Origin of the sequence: Clostridium sp. UBA3061, assembly GCF_002367465.1 — a bacterium.
In the GTDB taxonomy this organism is placed as follows: domain Bacteria; phylum Bacillota; class Clostridia; order Clostridiales; family Clostridiaceae; genus Clostridium_J; species Clostridium_J sulfidigenes.
Genome location: NZ_DFCF01000019.1, coordinates 1 through 18,580, shown reverse-complemented (window position 1 = coordinate 18,580; position 18,580 = coordinate 1). Strand labels below are relative to the sequence as shown.

The 18,580-nt window shown below is 29.5% G+C and carries 19 protein-coding genes and 3 tRNA genes; 19 read left to right on the top strand and 3 right to left on the bottom strand.

What is annotated here, in order from left to right:
* Positions 1–79: 79 nt before the first annotated feature.
* Complete coding sequence (gene yyaC, locus B2P65_RS15790) at positions 80–688, bottom strand: spore protease YyaC (protein WP_346876255.1); 609 nt, start codon at positions 686–688, stop codon at positions 80–82.
* Positions 689–756: 68 nt separating this feature from the next.
* Positions 757–1,911: an aminotransferase class V-fold PLP-dependent enzyme gene (locus B2P65_RS15785; RefSeq protein WP_346849170.1), complete on the bottom strand. Its 1,155-nt coding sequence runs from the start codon at positions 1,909–1,911 to the stop codon at positions 757–759.
* A gap of 267 nt (positions 1,912–2,178) precedes the next feature.
* Between B2P65_RS15785 and yedF the strand changes: the two genes are divergently transcribed.
* The 16 genes from yedF to B2P65_RS15705 all read left to right on the top strand — a co-directional run bounded on the left by yedF (position 2,179) and on the right by B2P65_RS15705 (position 16,658).
* Positions 2,179–2,784: a sulfurtransferase-like selenium metabolism protein YedF gene (gene yedF / locus B2P65_RS15780; protein ID WP_414632259.1), complete on the top strand. Its 606-nt coding sequence runs from the start codon at positions 2,179–2,181 to the stop codon at positions 2,782–2,784.
* 25 nt (positions 2,785–2,809) lie between these two features.
* Complete coding sequence (locus B2P65_RS15775; protein WP_346880494.1) at positions 2,810–3,064, top strand: DUF3343 domain-containing protein; 255 nt, start codon at positions 2,810–2,812, stop codon at positions 3,062–3,064.
* A gap of 85 nt (positions 3,065–3,149) precedes the next feature.
* Entirely contained in the window at positions 3,150–3,341 is a 192-nt protein-coding gene (locus tag B2P65_RS15770; RefSeq protein ID WP_346849171.1) for a DUF951 domain-containing protein, read from the top strand.
* 102 nt (positions 3,342–3,443) lie between these two features.
* Positions 3,444–3,734, top strand: a complete 291-nt coding sequence (gene rpsF, locus B2P65_RS15765) for a 30S ribosomal protein S6 (protein WP_035132009.1) — start codon at positions 3,444–3,446, stop codon at positions 3,732–3,734.
* Between the two features lie 9 nt (positions 3,735–3,743).
* Complete coding sequence (locus B2P65_RS15760; RefSeq protein ID WP_035132007.1) at positions 3,744–4,181, top strand: single-stranded DNA-binding protein; 438 nt, start codon at positions 3,744–3,746, stop codon at positions 4,179–4,181.
* 24 nt (positions 4,182–4,205) lie between these two features.
* Positions 4,206–4,469, top strand: coding sequence for a 30S ribosomal protein S18 (rpsR, locus tag B2P65_RS15755; RefSeq protein ID WP_035132005.1), 264 nt, complete (start codon positions 4,206–4,208; stop codon positions 4,467–4,469).
* 184 nt (positions 4,470–4,653) lie between these two features.
* Positions 4,654–4,971 carry a MazG-like family protein gene (locus tag B2P65_RS15750; protein ID WP_035132003.1) on the top strand — a complete coding sequence of 106 codons (318 nt, stop codon included), beginning with the start codon at positions 4,654–4,656 and terminating at the stop codon, positions 4,969–4,971.
* Positions 4,972–4,983: 12 nt separating this feature from the next.
* Positions 4,984–5,979 (top strand): DUF2232 domain-containing protein, encoded by a 996-nt coding sequence (locus tag B2P65_RS15745; protein ID WP_346849172.1) that lies wholly within the window; start codon positions 4,984–4,986, stop codon positions 5,977–5,979.
* A 3-nt stretch (positions 5,980–5,982) separates the two neighbouring features.
* Entirely contained in the window at positions 5,983–7,977 is a 1,995-nt protein-coding gene (locus tag B2P65_RS15740; protein WP_346880493.1) for a DHH family phosphoesterase, read from the top strand.
* A 2-nt stretch (positions 7,978–7,979) separates the two neighbouring features.
* Complete coding sequence (gene rplI / locus B2P65_RS15735; RefSeq protein ID WP_346849174.1) at positions 7,980–8,426, top strand: 50S ribosomal protein L9; 447 nt, start codon at positions 7,980–7,982, stop codon at positions 8,424–8,426.
* A gap of 49 nt (positions 8,427–8,475) precedes the next feature.
* A complete protein-coding gene (gene lonC, locus B2P65_RS15730) occupies positions 8,476–10,377 on the top strand; it encodes a Lon family ATP-dependent protease (RefSeq protein WP_346849175.1) in 1,902 nt (633 codons plus the stop codon).
* A 192-nt stretch (positions 10,378–10,569) separates the two neighbouring features.
* Positions 10,570–11,901 (top strand): replicative DNA helicase, encoded by a 1,332-nt coding sequence (locus B2P65_RS15725; RefSeq protein WP_346849176.1) that lies wholly within the window; start codon positions 10,570–10,572, stop codon positions 11,899–11,901.
* Between the two features lie 125 nt (positions 11,902–12,026).
* On the top strand, positions 12,027–12,518 hold the full coding sequence (locus tag B2P65_RS15720) for a TM2 domain-containing protein (RefSeq protein WP_346849177.1): 492 nt from the start codon (positions 12,027–12,029) through the stop codon (positions 12,516–12,518).
* A gap of 107 nt (positions 12,519–12,625) precedes the next feature.
* Positions 12,626–13,582: a 3'-5' exoribonuclease YhaM family protein gene (locus B2P65_RS15715; RefSeq protein WP_035131994.1), complete on the top strand. Its 957-nt coding sequence runs from the start codon at positions 12,626–12,628 to the stop codon at positions 13,580–13,582.
* A gap of 356 nt (positions 13,583–13,938) precedes the next feature.
* Positions 13,939–15,327: an NAD(P)/FAD-dependent oxidoreductase gene (locus B2P65_RS15710; RefSeq protein ID WP_346880492.1), complete on the top strand. Its 1,389-nt coding sequence runs from the start codon at positions 13,939–13,941 to the stop codon at positions 15,325–15,327.
* Between the two features lie 44 nt (positions 15,328–15,371).
* Positions 15,372–16,658 carry an adenylosuccinate synthase gene (locus tag B2P65_RS15705; RefSeq protein WP_035135758.1) on the top strand — a complete coding sequence of 429 codons (1,287 nt, stop codon included), beginning with the start codon at positions 15,372–15,374 and terminating at the stop codon, positions 16,656–16,658.
* A gap of 162 nt (positions 16,659–16,820) precedes the next feature.
* On the opposite strand, the gene B2P65_RS15700 is transcribed toward B2P65_RS15705, so the two are convergent.
* Entirely contained in the window at positions 16,821–18,059 is a 1,239-nt protein-coding gene (locus tag B2P65_RS15700; protein ID WP_346880491.1) for an NAD(P)/FAD-dependent oxidoreductase, read from the bottom strand.
* A gap of 275 nt (positions 18,060–18,334) precedes the next feature.
* Between B2P65_RS15700 and B2P65_RS15695 the strand changes: the two genes are divergently transcribed.
* The 3 genes from B2P65_RS15695 to B2P65_RS15685 all read left to right on the top strand — a co-directional run bounded on the left by B2P65_RS15695 (position 18,335) and on the right by B2P65_RS15685 (position 18,580).
* Positions 18,335–18,409 (top strand) — tRNA-Glu (locus B2P65_RS15695).
* Positions 18,410–18,414: 5 nt separating this feature from the next.
* Positions 18,415–18,490 (top strand) — tRNA-Val (locus tag B2P65_RS15690).
* Between the two features lie 13 nt (positions 18,491–18,503).
* Positions 18,504–18,580, top strand: a tRNA-Asp gene (locus tag B2P65_RS15685).

Below are 18,580 nucleotides of genomic sequence, written 5' to 3'. Positions count from 1 at the left end.
GAATTATTTATATATTAAACAAGTAAAAAGAGATAATAAATGTTTCACGTGAAACATTTATTATCTCTTCTTTTAAGTTCTAGTCTGCATCTAAAACCTTAGGAATATATTTATTGTTAACCTTGGAGGAAGATTTACGTCCACCTATAGTTTTTATTATAGAATGGTATATTCCTGAGGAGATTACTTCAGCTAATTTCATTACAATATATAATCGAGTATTTTGGAGCACCATAAATTCTAACGAGCCAGATATATTAACAATTCCAACAATACTTAAATCACCAACAGAAGGTAAATTTTTATTTAGAGCAGCTCCAGGATAAAGAGGTTTAGATTCAATTATAACTTTACCTACATTTTGAAGGCCTCCAAGAGAAGCATCTATAGCTATTATATATGGATTACTATGATTCTTAAGTATTAAATCATTGGTTTCAGAAATATTTTTCGCATGCACAGGGTTTTCTAGATTTCCATAGATAAAAACCTTATCTCTAACTAAAAATTTGAGTTTATAACCTACAAGTGGACCTAAACTATCACCTGTAGATCTGTCTGTACCTATGCATAAAATAACAATATCTCTATTATCTTTAATTACTTTGGTTAGTTCTTCTGAAAGAATTTCTCTTATGTCATATATAGAATTATCAGATAAAGCATCGAAAATAACTTTTTCCACCATGAGTAACACCCTCCTATATTAGAAAGTATTACCATGTAGATAAATTTAATACATCTATTATTAATTCATTACAATTTTTTAATAGAAGAATTTATACTACACAAGATATAATCTATATCTTTATCATCATTAAAATATCCAAAACTAAAACGCAAAGTTCCATTAGGATATGTTCCAATAGTTTTATGAGCTAATGGAGCACAATGGAGACCAGTTCTAGTTATAATATTATATTGAGAGTCAAGAATAAATCCAAGTTCACTGTTATCAATTTTAGAAGAGTTTACAGATATAGTTGAAGTTCTATTTTCAGTATTTAGATGTCCATAAACTTTCATTGTAGATATATTTAATATACCATCAATGAACTTTTGTGTTAGATAATCTTCATGATCTTTAATTGTAGATAATCCTTCATTTTGGATAAAGGTTATTCCAGATAGAAGACCTGCAATACCAGGTGCATTAATAGTACCACTTTCAAATTTATCAGGTAAGAAGTTGGGTTGAATTATGTCTGATGAAACACTTCCTGTACCACCAACAATTAATGGAGAACAAATATCATTCATTTCATCATCTATGATAAAGCCACCTATACCTTGAGGACCTAATAAACTTTTATGTCCAGTAAAGGCTAAAGCATTGCAGTTTAATTTTTGAAAATTTAAATCAAGAACGCCAGCTGTTTGAGCAGTATCTATAATGAAAAATATATTACTTCCCTTGCAAATTTGTCCGATTTTTTCTAGAGGTTGAATAGTACCAATTATATTAGAGCCATGAGAAAGGGTTACAAGTTTAGTATTATGCTTGATTTTACTTTGAAAATCATCAATATCAATTTCACCTAATTTATTACATTGAATTATATCTAATTCAATTATTCCTTTAGATTTTAATTCATTTAATGTTCTAAGGGTACTGTTATGATCCATGGAAGATGTTATAACATGCCATCCAGGTTTAACTATACCTTTAATTAAAATGTTTAAGGACATAGTAATATTAGATGTAAATATTACATTTTTAGTATCAGGAAAATTAAAAAAATCACATAAAGCATTTCTACATTGGAATATAACTTTATTTCCTTTTAGAGATGAAGTAGATGCACCCCTTCCAGGATTACCGCCTATATTTCTCATATAATTTAGTATATCATTATAAACACAATCTGGTTTAGGAAAAGATGTAGCTGCATTATCTGCATAAATTTGCATAGTATTACCTCCTAGGTTGAATTTATCATATTTAGATATATAATAAGTAAAATTTATATATTATAAATTTAGATATGATATATTCTATAGATTTGATATAATTAGTATGTTAATAAAGATTGTATTATAGTAAGTTGGTATAACACAATAATACAACATTATAATAAATATATACAATATCATATTATTATATTAAGTAGAACATATTAATTAATAGATATTAACTAAATATTATTATCAAATAATATTTAATAGGGGGAAAATGTTATGGAAAATATTAGAAATGAAATTGACTGTAGAGGATTAAATTGCCCAATTCCAGTAGTAAATACAAAAAAATATTTTGATGCTTTAGAAAGTGGTATAGGAGTAACTGTTGTAGATAATGAGGTTGCCAAAAATAATGTGGTTAAATTTGCTCAAGGAAATGGATTTGAATATGAAATAGAAGAAAGAGAAGGCAATATATACTATATAACAATTATAAAGGGAGAAGTTACAGTAGAAGAATTAAATCTAAAAAATTCTAAAGAAAAAGAAGAGACTTTTACTATTGTTGTAGGTTCAGATAAATTGGGAAATGGAGATGATGAACTTGGAACAGCTCTTATAAAGAGTTATTTATTTGCACTTTCGGAGGCTGAAGTTATACCAACTAATTTAGTATTCTTAAATGCAGGGGTAAAGTTAGTAGTTGAAGGAGCACTTACCCTTGATAGTTTAAAAAGATTAGTAGAGAGAGGTGTAAATGTACAAAGCTGTGGTCTTTGTTTAGATTTTTATGGATTAAAGGAAAATCTTGCAGTTGGAGAAATTAGTAATATGTATGCAATAATTGAAATGATGAATAAAGGAAAAACTATAAAGTTATAAGAAATAGTGCTAGGAGATATATGAAATGAAAGAATTTTTAATTGTAACTTTCAATAATACTCATGAAGCCATGAAAGCTGAATCAGTATGTATTAACGAAAAGCTTAAGGTTACTATGATGCCAACACCAACATATATAACAAAAAGTTGTGGAATAAGCTTAAAGGCGGATATTGGTATTTTAGATAGCTTAAAAGAGATAATAAAAGATAAAAAGATGGAGTTCAAAACTATTTATCAATTTACTGATAGTAAGTTAATAGAGTTAAATATTGACTAACATAATATGAGATGGTAAAAAATAAGTATAAAACAATATAGTTTATTGATATAAATATTTGGAAACAATGATATAGGAGAAGAATATGAAAGAATTTGAATTAAATGATATTGTAGAAACTAAAAAAACACATCCATGTGGTAGTAATAAGTGGGAAATAATTAGAATGGGTGCAGATATAAAAATTAGATGCACCGGATGTGATAGAATTGTTATGATTCCTAGAAGTAAATTTGAAAAGAGTGTAAAGAAAATTCTTAAGAATGAGGGAAAATAAGATAACAATATTGACTTAATAGTTTTACTATGATATAATTTGATGATGTAATCCCTGCTGTGAAAATCACAGCCGTTAGTCCGGGGGGAGGAGGTGAAACTAATGAGAGCATATGAAACTATATTCATATTACACCCATCATTAGACGAGGAGGCTGTTAAAGCTAACGTTGAAAAATTTAAAGGTGTAATAGAGAACAATGGTGGAGAAGTTGAAAGCGTTGACGTTTGGGGTAGAAGAAAGCTAGCTTATGAAATCGCTAAAGTTAACGAGGGTGTATACACATTAATCAACTTCAAAGCTGACGCTGAATTACCTAAAGAATTAGACAGAGTATTCAGAATTACAGATGGTGTTATAAGACATATTATAATCAATCCAGAAAGCAAGTAGGTGGTATTAATGAATAAGGTTGTTTTAATCGGAAGATTAACCAAAGACCCAGAGTTAAAATTTACTCCAGGTACAGGTACAGCTGTAGCCACATTTACAATTGCAGTTAATAGAAGATTTAAGAAGGAAGGTCAACCGGATGCTGATTTTATACCTGTAGTAGTATGGGGTAAACAGGCTGAAAGTACTGCTAATTACATGAGTAAAGGTAAACTTTTAAGTGTAGCTGGTAGAATTGAAACTCGTTCTTATGAAGCTAAAGACGGTGGAAGAAGATATGTTACTGAAGTAGTAGCTGATGAAGTAAGTTTCCTTGAATGGGGTGGCAATAAAACATCAGGAATGAATACTGGAGCTGTTTCTCACAATGATTCATCAATACCAACAGATTACTTTGGTGGAGGAGATATGACTCCGATTGATGATGGTGAGGATATGCCATTTTAATAATTAGGTAAGGAGGTAAGAGCAATGGCTTATGATAGAAACGATAAGAATGATAGAAGAAAAGGCGGAAATAGAAAAAGAGCTAAGAGAAAAGTATGTGCTTTTTGTATGGATAAAGCAACTTCTATAGATTATAAAGATATCAATAAATTAAGAAAGTATGTTACAGAAAAGGGTAAAATATTACCAAGAAGAATTTCTGGAAACTGTGCTAAACACCAAAGAATGCTAACTGTAGCTATTAAGAGAGCTAGAAACATAGCATTATTACCATTCACAACTGAATAGTAATAATTTATTTGGTAAAACAAACATATAATTAATAAAAACTAGTGAATCGCTGTTATTCACTAGTTTTTTATTTTAATCTCAGAATAACTGTGAAATAAAGGTAAATATACCTATAATCATGTTGCATAAATATAAAAAAAAATTTACAATAGACTTATAGCCTAAAGAAAGGATGATTCTTATGAGACGAGAAGAGTTTAATATTATGTCCAATATAAAGATAATAGAAGGACTAAAGGCAGAATTAGTTTGTATTGTAGGTGATTTTTTTAAATTATTAAGTAAAGGGAGTAATATAGCACAAGATGCAATTTTAGATTGTATATCAGGAGCAATAATAATATTATATATTTTAGCAGAAAAATTAGGATATTCTCATTTAGCAATTGATGAAACTATGAAGAAAAAATTAAAGGTTGGTATAGTAGAAGGTGATCCTCTTGAGAAAAATGGAAAAGAGCTTAGTAAGCTTTATGACCATATAAGAGAAAGGAATTAGAAGGAGGATGTTATGGAACAAAAGATTAATACAAAAAATTTAATAGAAACTGCGTTGATGACAGGTATTATAACTATAATAAGCATTAGTGCATCATACATTTTATTGTTTTATATAATAGGTTTAATATTGTTGCCAATTTTAGTAGCTCTTATTTATTATAGGAATGGAATGAAGTATTCAATAGGAACTGCATTAATAAGCACAATATTAGTAGCTATATTTCTCAATCCTATTTTGGCTATAACTTCAGGTATGTCTTATGGGATAATAGGTGCGGTCTTAGGTCACTGCTTAAAAAATCAAAAGAAAACATATAATATGTTAATAACCTTGATTATAGCATGTATAATATCAATGCTGGTTGATGTATGGTTAACTAGTAGGCTTGTTAGTAATATAAGTGTAATTCAATTTATTAATAATAAATTGAACACATATATACATGAATTTAAGACATATATAACTCAAACTAAAGAAATTTATAGTAACATGGGTATGAATGCTACTCAACTACAAATGTTTGAACAGATAGAATCTATCTTTACAGTTGATCTCTTAGCTATGTTGATACCAACTGTATTATTTATAGCTTCCTTTATACAAGCATATTCAACCATATTATTTACACATTTGATATTTAGAAAACTTAAATATAAAGAAGTAAAATACTTAAGGTTTTCAGAGTTTTATGTATCTAATCTAGTTGGAGCTGCATTAATTGCTGTTATTAGCATATGTGCAATAGTAGGAAGTCGGGGAATTACAGGGGGGTTATTTTTATATAATGCTATTTTGATGTTAACAATTATGATATTAGCTGTGAACGGAGCAGCTGTAACTGATTATTATTTTAGAAAGAAACTAGGAATGCCTAAGGCAATGAGAATACTTTTAGTAATTCTATTGTTTATAATAGGATCATCTAAGATTTTAGGAATAGTAGGTTTTGTAGAAATGATGTTAGATTTTAGAAAGCTGGATCCATATAGAATCAGAAAGGCGTAATATATGAGTAAAGAGAATTTTAAAGAAATGCTACTTAATTTTATAAAAAGTAAAATAGTTATAACTATTTTAGTTATATTATTAGTAGTGTTTTTTATAAAGAATATGTTAATTATTTCAAATATACTACTTCTAATATATGCAGCCGCTCTTTTGTATATTATATTTGATAATAGCAAGAAAGATAATTTTTCTAACAAAATTGAAAATATAATACACAAGGTTGATACTGTTAAGTCTACGGCATTTTCTAAGGTGCATTTTCCAACTATGTTTTTATTAGAAAATGGAGAGGTAATATGGTATAACGAAAGTTTAGCTTTAAGATTAGAAAATAATGATATAGTAGGTAAAAATATAAAAGAAATAATTAAAGAGTTCAATATAAAATTAGCATTAGAAGGAAAAAGATCAGAGTATAAAAATGTTGTTTTTAAGGATAGAATTTATGATATTTATATAAGTATTATTCAAGATTATGAAATTAATGAAGATAATAATCTTATAGTAATTTCTTTTGATGATATTACAGATAATGTTAATTTGATAAATCAAATTAATAATGCTAAAGAAAGTGTAATGCTCATAGAGGTAGATAATCTTGATGAGGTTATTAAGACTACAGAAGAAGATTTAAGACCACAGCTTATAGCAGACATAGATAGAACTATAAATAACTATGCTAATAGCCTAAAAGCGTTAATAAGAAAATATTCATCAAATAAATATGTATTAACAACTAAAGATGCTAATATAGAAACTGAGATGAATAAAAAATTTGATATACTAGATACAATTAGAGAAGTAAGCAGTGGAAATAAACTTACAGTTACTCTAAGCATTGGAGTGGGTAGAGGTGGAGAAAATCCAGCTCAAAATCATGAATTTGCCACTATAGCAAAGGATTTGGCTCTTGGAAGAGGTGGAGATCAATGTGTAGTCAAGAGCTTTGAAAAAGTATCTTTTTATGGTGGAAAAACTAAAGAAGTCGAAAAAAGGACTAAGGTTAGAGCTAGGGTAATTGGTCATGCACTTTTAGAACTGATAAATGAAAGTAGCAATGTAATTATAATGGGACATCACAATCCAGATATGGATTGCTTGGGAGCAGCAATAGGAATGTATAGTACCATACGTTCTTTAAATAAGGAATGTTATATAGTTATGGATGAGCCTCATGATGCTGTGCAGTATATGTTGGACAGATTAGATGAAGATGATAACTATAAAGACACATTTATAAATATAAATGCAGTTAAAAATATTAAAAATGATAAAAGTTTATTAATATTAGTTGATGTTCATAATGAAAGTTACGTACTTTCTATGGAGGTAGTAGATTACTTCAGTAGAATAGTAATTATAGATCATCACAGGAAAACAAAAGACTTTATACAAGGTACAATGTTAAGCTATGTGGAAACCTATGCATCATCAACATCAGAATTAATAACAGAATTAATTCAGTATATGGTTGAAAAACCAAAATTAAGAGAAGTAGAAGCGGTAGCTCTATTAGCAGGTATTTGTCTAGATACTAAGAATTTCTGTTTTAAAACTGGAGTTAGAACCTTTGAAGCAGCAGCATTTTTACGAAGGCTAGGTGCTGATACTGTAGATGTAAAAAGAATTTTTAGTGAAGCTTTAGATATTTACATAACAAGAGCAGATATAATAAAAACTGCAAAGGTTAAAAGTGGAATAGCTGTAGCGAAATGTCCACCAGAAATATCAAATTCTGTATTACCAGCACAAGCAGCGGATGAATTGCTAAATATTACAGGTATTCAAGCATCCTTTGTTATTGCTAAAATAGAAGAGGGCACTTATATAAGTGGAAGATCCTTAGGTGAAATAAATGTTCAGGTAATATTGGAATATTTAGGTGGTGGAGGACATTTAACAATGGCAGCTGCTAGAATTAAAGATTCTAATCAAGATGAGGCAGAAGAATTATTAAATGATGCTATAGAAAAATACTTAAGGAAGGGTGAATAATAATGAAAGTTATTTTATTACAAGATGTAAAATCAGTTGGAAAAAAAGGAGAGGTTGTTAATGCCTCCGATGGGTATGCAAGAAATTTCTTGTTTCCTAAGAAATTAGCACAAGAGGCAAATGATGTTAACATGCATATTTTAAATAAGAAAAATGAAGCTGATAGAAAGAAGAAATTAGCAGAAATAGAGGAAGCTCAAAAAGTTGCAAATGAACTTAAGGATAAAGAAGTAATTATCTATGCTAAGTCAGGAGACAATGGTAGATTATTTGGAGCTATAACCACAAAAGATATTTCTCAGGAAATGGAAAAACAATTAAATATAACAATAGATAAGAAAAAAATAATAGTTAATACTATTAAAACTATGGGATTATATGATGTAGAAGTAAAGTTATATCCTGAGATATCAACTAAAATAAAGGTTATTATAAAAGAACAACAATAGATTTTAAAAACCGAGGGGAGGAAAGCATAGAAGGTATAAAAGTCCTTCTATGCTAATAATTTTGAATATAAATTCAGTTGATAAAATAAATAATTTTAGCTTAGAAGAAGAATTAACTATGGAAGTAGAAATAGAAGTTTTAGAAGAAGTTATGTACAAGCTTTTAGATGAAGGCACTATTAGAGGTAGAGCAGTAAAGTTTAAGGTTCAAAAGCATTTAAATAGTAAAGATATGTATAGAAAACTTTATGCTATAAATAAAATAGTTACTAATGGAAAAGGAATTAGTGTTCCACCAAGTGATAATAATATAGAAGAAGTTTTAAAAGAAACTAGCCTAGAAATAAGTGAACTTCTAGCTAAAAGATATGTACAAAATAAATTAGATGCAGAAGTGGAAAAGCAAATTATAGAAAAACAGGACAAGTATATAGATGAGGTAAGACTAGGAATCATAAAGAAACAAAGAGGACCAGAGAATAGTAAGACATTAAAGAAATATGCAGAGTTTGAATGTTTAGATTCAAAGCATTTAACTCAAAACATTATGAGTATGCTTAGACCTGATAGTTTTTCAGAAATAATTGGGCAAGAGAGAGCTATTAAATCTTTAATATCTAAGATGGCATCTCCATATCCACAACATATAATTTTATACGGACCACCAGGAGTGGGTAAGACTACAGCAGCTAGGATTGCGCTTGAAGAAGTTAAGAAATTAAAGCATACGCCATATGATAAGGATGCAAAGTTTGTAGAAGTAGATGGAACCACATTAAGATGGGATCCAAGAGAGATATCAAATCCTTTATTAGGTTCAGTACATGATCCTATATATCAAGGTTCAAAGAGAGATTTAGCTGAAAGTGGTACTCCAGAACCAAAGACTGGACTAGTTACAGAAGCACATGGAGGAGTTTTATTTATAGACGAAATAGGTGAATTAGATTATACTCTTCAAAATAAATTATTAAAAGTTTTAGAAGATAAAAGAGTTGAGTTTTCATCATCATATTATGATCCAGATGATGAAAGTACACCTAAATATATTAAGTATTTATTTGACAATGGTGCTCCAGCTGATTTCGTTCTAATAGGCGCTACTACTAGAGAGCCAAGTGAGATTAATCCAGCATTAAGATCAAGGTGTACTGAAGTTTATTTTGAACCACTATCTTCTGTAGATATAGAAAAAGTTGTATTAAATGCAGCTAAAAAGTTAAATATTAAATTAGAGGATGGTTTAGCAAAAGAGATAAGCAGATATACTATAGAAGGTAGAAAAGCTGTAAATATACTTGCAGATGTATATGGATATGTATTATTAAATAATGAAGAGAGAAATGATGTGGTTATAACTATTTCTGATTTTAATGAAGTAGCATCTAATAATAGATTAAGACCATATGAAGATATTAGTGATTTAGATTCTAAGGAAGTTGGGCAGATTTTTGGTCTTGGGGTATCTGGATTCTTGGGATCAACTATAGAAATAGAATGTTCAAGTTTTGAGGCTAGGGAAAAAGGTAAGGGAACTATTAGATTTAATGATACTGCTGGATCTATGGCAAAAGATTCTGTTTTTAATGCAGCCTCTGTTATAAGAAAGATTACTGATAAGGAAATCAGAGATTATGATGTTCATGTAAATGTTATTGGTGGTGGAAAAATTGATGGACCATCAGCAGGTGCAGCTATAACAACATGTATTATAAGTGCCATTTTAGAAAAACCAATAAGACAGGATATTGCAATTACTGGTGAAATATCAATAAGAGGTAAGATAAAACCAATAGGAGGAGTGTTTGAAAAAATATATGGAGCAAAAAGAAAAGGTATAAGGCAGGTAATAATACCAAAAGATAACTTGAAGGATGTTCCAGCTAATATTAAAAATATAGAAGTTACAGCTGTATCAACAATAGAAGAACTAATAGAATTAGTATTTTAGATATTTTGATTATTAAAACCCTGTAATATGATTATACAGGGTTTTAATTTAATTTTATAAATGTTTGGATTTTTTTATAACTACATTATAATTAAAGAGAAGGATTTTATAATAAATAATGTTTTCTACATTATTTATTCCTTGAGAGTACATATAGGAGTTTTCTTTTAATATATCGCAGGAGGTAATAATATGAGTGACTCACTTAGAACTATGCCACAAAATATAGAAGCTGAGCAGTCAGTAGTAGGGTCTATGTTAATAGATAAGAATGCTATTGCACAAGCTGCAGAGGTTCTTTCAGCTGAAGATTTCTATAAAGATGCTCATAAGACTATTTTTAAGGCTATTAGAGATTTATATAATAAAGATATACCTGTAGATATGATAACCTTGGTAGACTATCTAAAATCTAATGATATGCTTGAGCAAGCTGGAGGGGTAACATATATTATGGAGATAAGCACCTCAGTACCTTCTACAGCTAATTTATCTTCTTATATAAAAATTGTTGAAGATAAATCGACCCTTAGAAGGCTAATTAGAAGCTCAACGGAAATAATTGAAAATAGCTATAATAAACAAGATGATGTAGAATCAGTAATAGACTTGGCAGAAAAAAATATATTTAATATATCTGAAAAACGAAGTACTAGTGATTTTGAACCTATGAGTACTGTATTGGAAAGAGGATTTTTAGAGATAGAAAAGATTTTTAATAATAAAGGTCAAGTAAATGGAGTAGCTAGTGGATTTAAAGATTTAGATGCAAAAACTTCAGGGTTTCAGAGCGGAGATATGGTTCTAATAGCAGCTAGACCATCTATGGGAAAAACTACATTTTGTCTTAATATAGCCCAAAATGCAGCTATTAGAGATGGTAGGAAAGTTGCAATATTCTCATTAGAAATGAGTAAGGAGCAATTAGCATATAAGCTCCTTTGTGCAGAGGCTAATGTAGATATGGTTAAGCTTAGAAATGGAGATTTAGACGATAGAGATTGGGAGAATATAGCAAGGGCTTCAGGACCACTTGCATCTGCGGGAATATATATAGATGATACTGCAGGTATTTCTGTCATGGAGATGAGGTCTAAATGTAGAAGACTTAAAATAGAGCATGGAATAGATTTAATTATCATAGACTATCTTCAATTAATGTCAGGAAGCAATTCTGATAATAGACAACAGGAAGTATCAGAAATATCAAGAAGTATAAAAGCTTTAGCTAAAGAAATGAAATGTCCAGTAATTGCATTATCTCAATTATCCCGTGCACCAGAACAAAGGGCAGACCATCGTCCGATGTTATCAGATTTAAGAGAATCAGGTTCTATTGAGCAGGATGCAGATATAGTTATGTTCTTATATAGAGAATTTTATTATAGCAAAGAAAAAGAAGATGAGAACATAGCGGAATGTATATTAGCTAAACATAGAAATGGTGAAGTTGGAACCGTAAATTTAGCATGGATAGGTAAATATAGTAAATTTGGAAACTTAGACTTAGTTCATACAGAGTAATTTAAATAGATTTCGTAGAAGTTAGTAATAAAGTATAATTATATATGATTTATATTTATTGCATATACTAAAGCCTTATTACATAAAGATATATTAGCTATACTTTATGTGAGGTGAGATTACTCATGGTAAATGAGATGAAGAACAATAAATTAATAGATGATAAGTTTAACAATGGAAAAGAGACATATTTTCACAAGCATTCGGAATTAGATGATATTACTATAACAGAGGAACATGAAGATGACATTGTAAGTCTGTATAATAATGGAATTGTGAAAGATATAAGAGATACTAGTAACACCAATGAAGAAGTAAAAATAATTAAGACTAAAGAGTTTTATGGTGACAAAGATAAAGGGTCTATATTAGAATCTAAGGAGAAAGATTGTAGTGAAAAAAGTTGGGGAGCAACATTAGTGTTTTGTATACTTTTAGGTTTTATAGGCTTCCATAGATTTTATGTTGGAAAAGCAGGAACTGCAATATTAATGTTACTTACACTAGGTGGTTTTGGCATATGGATTATAGTAGATTTAGTATCTATAATAATAAATAGTTTTACAGATGAATATGGTAGAATTGTTAAAAGAAAAAAGTCCATAGATCAAAATTAAAAAGATGTGGTAAAACATATCTTTTTTAAGTATTATTGAATAATTTTAATAGATTTGATAATATTCATCTTATATAGTACAAGAAGTAAAGATTAAGGAGAACAGTTATGGAAAATAAGAAAATTGGTGAGTTTAATAAAGGGGATAGAATTGAAAGTTTTTTCTTAGTAAAAAATGCAGAATGTAAAATAACTAACAATAGTACTACGAATAAATATTTAGATCTTATGTTAATAGATTCAACTGGAGAAATAAATGCAAAGCTATGGGAATGTAATGAAAATATTGAAGCTTCAATAAAGGATAATATACTTGTAAAAGTAAGAGCTGTAGTTAATGAATATAGAGGGAAATTACAGTTAAAGATAGAGAAAATTAGACCAGCTACAGAAGAAGATAATGTTAATATAGATGAATTTATACTAGTTGCTCCTTATAAGTCTGAAGATATGTTTGAAACTCTATTAGATTATATAGAGAAAATAGAAAATAAAGATATAAAACATATTACAGAAAATATTATCGGTAAATTAAGTTACAAGTTAATGCATTATCCAGCTGCTAAATCCAATCATCACGCAATTAAAGGTGGTCTTTTATATCATATAACCACTATGTTAAATGCGGCAGAAAAATTATTAGGTATATATGATTATCTAAATAAAGATTTATTGTATTCAGGTATAATTCTTCATGATATAGCTAAAATAATGGAGATGGAATCTAGTGAGCTAGGAATAGTATCTAAATATAGTACGGAAGGCCAGTTACTTGGACACATAATACAAGGAATTGGTTTGATTGAAGATGCTGCAATGGAAGTCAAAGCAGATAAAGAAATAGTTATGTTATTACAACATATGATATTAACACATCACTATGAGCCGGAGTATGGAAGTCCTAAGAAACCTATGATACCAGAAGCAGAAATGTTACATCATTTAGATGTATTAGATGCTAGAATGTATGATATGCGTAAAGCTACTAAGGATTTAAATCCAGGTGAATTCTCTGAAAAAATATATAGTTTAGATGGAATAAGTATATACAAATCATTCATATAAATACGAATAATATAAATATAAAAAGTGTAATATATTCTTATAGGATATGTTACACTTTTTATGGTTTAAGATAATATTATAATAAATTTAATTATAATAAAAAGCTAATTATATATATTATATTAACAAAATATATTGTATAAAGCCATTTGTATAATATATTTTAGGAGATTTAAAGTTTATTATCAAGAAATAATAAAAGAACTCTATGTTAGGATAGAGTAAATAAATATTGGGAAAAATAAATTTCTAAAGAAATATATTTACGAAGAATTTTAAATGTACTATATAAAATATTCGTATTTTTTATTGAAAATACTACATCTCTTTGTTAATATATTTATGGGGTGATTAACATGTATAAAAATTATGATATTATAATTGTTGGTGCAGGAGCTAGTGGTGTTTTCGCAGCCTATGAATTAACAGCTTTAGGCTCAAAGGCAAAAGTACTAATGATAGAAAAGGGAAATAGCCTAGAAAAAAGAAAATGTCCCATAGATGGGAAAAAAATAAAAGCTTGCATTCATTGTAAATCTTGTGACATTATGAATGGTTATGGTGGTGCTGGAAGTCTTTCAGATGGTAAGTATAATATAACTAATAACTTTGGTGGAGATTTATATAAATATGTGGGTAGGCAAGAAGCTTTAGATCTAATGTATTATGTAGATAAGGTTTTATGTGATCATGGTGGAAGTGATGCGAAGTTATATTCAACTGCGGATAGTACACTAAAGACTGAGGCACTAAAACATGATTTACATCTTTTAGATGCTAAAGTTAGACATCTTGGTACAGATAGAAATGTAAAAATACTAGGTAATTTATATAATAAGATAAAAGATAATATAGAGATGAAGTTTAATACTGAAGTTGTGGATATAGAAAAGCACGGTAAAGAATTTATAGTAAAAACTGAGGATGAGGAATTTAGATGCAAAGATATAATAGTTGCCACAGGAAGATCGGGATCTAAATGGATATCTAAGGTTTGTACTAAGCTAGGTATAGAAAGTAGAAGTAATAGAGTAGATATAGGTGTTAGAGTTGAACTGCCTGCAGCTATTTTTGAACACATAACAGATAAAGTATATGAAAGTAAAGTTGTATATAGAACTAAGAAGTATGGAGATTTAGTCAGAACATTTTGTATGAACCCACATGGTGAGGTAGTTAGTGAAAATACAAATGGAATAGTAACAGTAAATGGACATAGCTATTCAAATCCAGAACTTCATACAGAAAACACAAACTTTGCATTATTAGTTACTAATAACTTTACAGAGCCATTTAAAAATAGTAATGAATATGGAGAATCTATAGCAAGACTTAGCAATATGCTAGGTGGCGGAGTATTAGTTCAAAGATTTGGAGATTTAGTACAGGGGAGAAGAACTAATGATCATAGAATGAGTAAAAGTTTTACTATTTCAACTTTAAAAGCTACACCGGGAGATTTAAGCTTAGTTATACCAAAGCGTCAATTAGATGCTATAATAGAAATGATATATGCTCTAGATAATATAGCACCAGGAACAGCTAATGAAGATACATTGTTATATGGTGTAGAAGTTAAGTTTTATAATTCTAATATAGAAGTGGATAATAACTTAGAGACAAAAGTAAAAAGCCTTTATGTATTAGGAGATGGATCTGGAGTTACACATTCACTATCACAAGCATCTGCTAGTGGTGTTTATGTTGCTAGAATATTAGAGGAGAAATATAGTAAGCTAGTTTAATTTATAATAAGTTTTACTAATGAGTAAAAAAGGAGATGTAGAATATGTCATCATTTGTGGTATTAGGAGCTCAATGGGGAGACGAAGGAAAGGGTAAAATGACTGATTATCTTGCAGAAAGTGCAGATGTAGTTGTTAGATTCCAAGGAGGAAATAATGCAGGTCATACTGTAGTAGTGGGAGAAAAAGAGTATAAGTTACATTTGATTCCATCAGGAATACTTTATAAAGACAAACTTAATGTAATAGGCAATGGAGTGGTTGTAGACCCAGAGGCTCTATTTACAGAAATGGATTATTTAAAGGGATTAGGAGAAAATATAACACCAGAGAGATTAATAATAAGTGACAGAGCTCAAGTTATAATGCCTTATCATAAAGTATTAGATGCTCTTAAGGAAGAAGCTAGAGGAAAAAACGATATAGGTACTACTAAAAAAGGAATAGGACCTTGTTATACTGACAAAGTTGAGAGATGTGGAATAAGGGTTTGTGATCTTATTAAACCAGAAGTATTAAAAGAAAAATTACAAGAATATCTTCCAGCTAAAAATGATTTAATAGTTAAAATTTATGGTGGAGAAGCCCTAAGCTTTGATGAGGTTTTCGAGGCCTATTTAGAATATGGTAAGAGAATGAAGCCGTTTGTAGATGATGCATCAGTTAGAGTTTTTGATAGCATAAAAGCAAATAAAAATGTGTTATTTGAAGGAGCTCAAGGAACACTTCTGGATATAGATTTTGGTTCATATCCATATGTAACATCTTCTAATACCGTAGCAGGTGGTATATGTACAGGTGCTGGTATAGGACCAACTATGATAGATAGTGCTGTAGGAATTGTAAAAGGATATACAACTAGAGTTGGAAAAGGACCTTTTCCAACAGAACAAGAAAATGAAGTTGGAGATTGGATAAGGGAAAAAGGATTTGAGTACGGAGTTACTACAGGAAGAAGTAGAAGATGTGGTTGGCTTGATCTTGTTATATTAAAAAGTGCTGCTAGAGTTTCTGGATTAACTAGTTTTGGAGTAACTAAGATTGACACACTAGCGGGGCTTGATAAAATACAAGTTTGTGTAGGATATAAGTTAGATGGAAAAGTAATAGACTACTTCCCAGCTAGCCTTGAGGATTTAGCAAAATGTGAACCTGTGTATGAAGAGTTTGATGGATGGGATGAAAGTATAAAAGATGCTAGAAAATATGAAGACCTTCCAGAGAATGCAAAGATATACTTAAGAAAAATAGAAGAATTCACTGGTGTTAGGATATCTATAATATCAGTAGGTCCAAAGAGAGATCAAACCATGAGAATCGCAGATCTTTAAAAGTACGTCATTGCATTAAAGATTACAAAAAATTAGTTCAAAGTTTAAAACTGATAAGAAATAAATTTATTTCCTATCAGTTTTATTTTTTTATATTAATTCAAGTAATATTTAAAATCACACAAATTACCTTGAATATAGCTCTTATGTTAATAGGTAAACCTAATCCTTTAGTACATTATAAATGGCGTTCACAGCAGCGCTAGAGGAGCTCCAGCACCATTGCAAATTAAAACCACCACAATCACCATCAACATCTAAAATTTCACCACCAAAGTATAGACCTGGAGTTAGTGTAGATTCTAAAGTTATAGGGTTTACCTCTGTAGTATCTATTCCACCGATGGTAACTTGAGCATTTTCAAAAGAGTTGGTATCAATAACTTGAAACTTCCAATCACATAAAAGCTTATAAAGTTTAAATCTATATTCATACTCTAGGGAATATGTAGGCATGTGAATGTCAGTAATTCCACACTCTTTTAATATAATAGGAATAAGTTTTTTATTTATAATTCCTACTAGATTGTCTGAAATACTTCTATATGAAAACACTGCAAAGTGTGTTTCAAAAAAATCTACTATATGGCCATAATCTGAATTAAGTAAATTTACATGTATAAAAACTGATGACTTATTCATAATTCCTTTAGAAGCAATTCTACTAAGCTGTAGAATTGGAGGACCTGATATACCATAGTCTGTGAATAAGATTTCACCAAATTCTTGTTTTTTAGTTTCACCATTTACTTCTATATTACAAGAGCTTTCAAATTTCACTCCAGAAATGGCCTTAAGTCTATCATAGTTTAGTTTTAATTGAACTATACCAGGTGTTAAGTTTATTAATCTATGGCCAAAGTTTTTAGCTAGTTTATGACCAGAGCCATCAGATCCTGTTTTAGTATAACTTTTTCCTCCAGTACATAAGAGCACTTTTTTACATGTATATGTAGTTGAAGAAGTAATAATTTCAAAGTAACCCTTCTTTGTGTTAATGATATTTAAAACTTTTTCATTCATGTAAGTAGGTATATTTCTTTCAGATAAATTCATTCTAAGAATATCTAACACGGAGGATGCTTGAAGAGATAACGGGTATATCTTTCCAGAATCTAAGGTACATGTATATATTCCTATGGATTTAAAAAAGTTAAGGGTATATTCTAAATCATAGGTATTAATAATATCTTTAAAAAAATTATTATTATCACTATGAAATCTTGATAAGGATAACTTTTCGTTTGTTAAATTACAGCGTCCATTACCAGTAATTAACAATTTTTTACCTACTCTATCGCTACTATCTATTATAGCTACATCTATACTTAAATCTTTTGCTTTAATTGCAGATACTATGCCACAAGATCCGCCACCAACAATAATTAAGTCATGATACAAAATAAAATCACCTCAAGCCTTTAAATGTATTTTATAACATATTAACTAATATATTAACTATAGTATATAGAATTATACTACATATTAAAACTATAATATAAGTTTATTATTAAATTATAATATATCTAATAAATAATATATTTTCTGTATATAATTTTGGAGAAAAAAATAAAAAAAATTATTTTTAAAATTTTGTTGACAAAAGTTTAAAATTTTTGTATTATAATAAATGTCGGATGACCCGGCAAACACAAAACAAAAGCAAAATGACATATGGCTCCTTGGTCAAGCGGTCAAGACACCACCCTTTCACGGTGGTAACAGGGGTTCGATTCCCCTAGGAGTCACCATACTAGGTCGCATAGCTCAGCTGGGAGAGCACCTGCCTTACAAGCAGGGGGTCACAGGTTCGATCCCTGTTGCGACCACCACATAATCTAATGTGGCCCAGTGGCTCAGTTGGTTAGAGTGCCGGCCTGTCACGCCGGAGGTCGAGGGTTCGAGTCCCTTCTGGGTCGCCA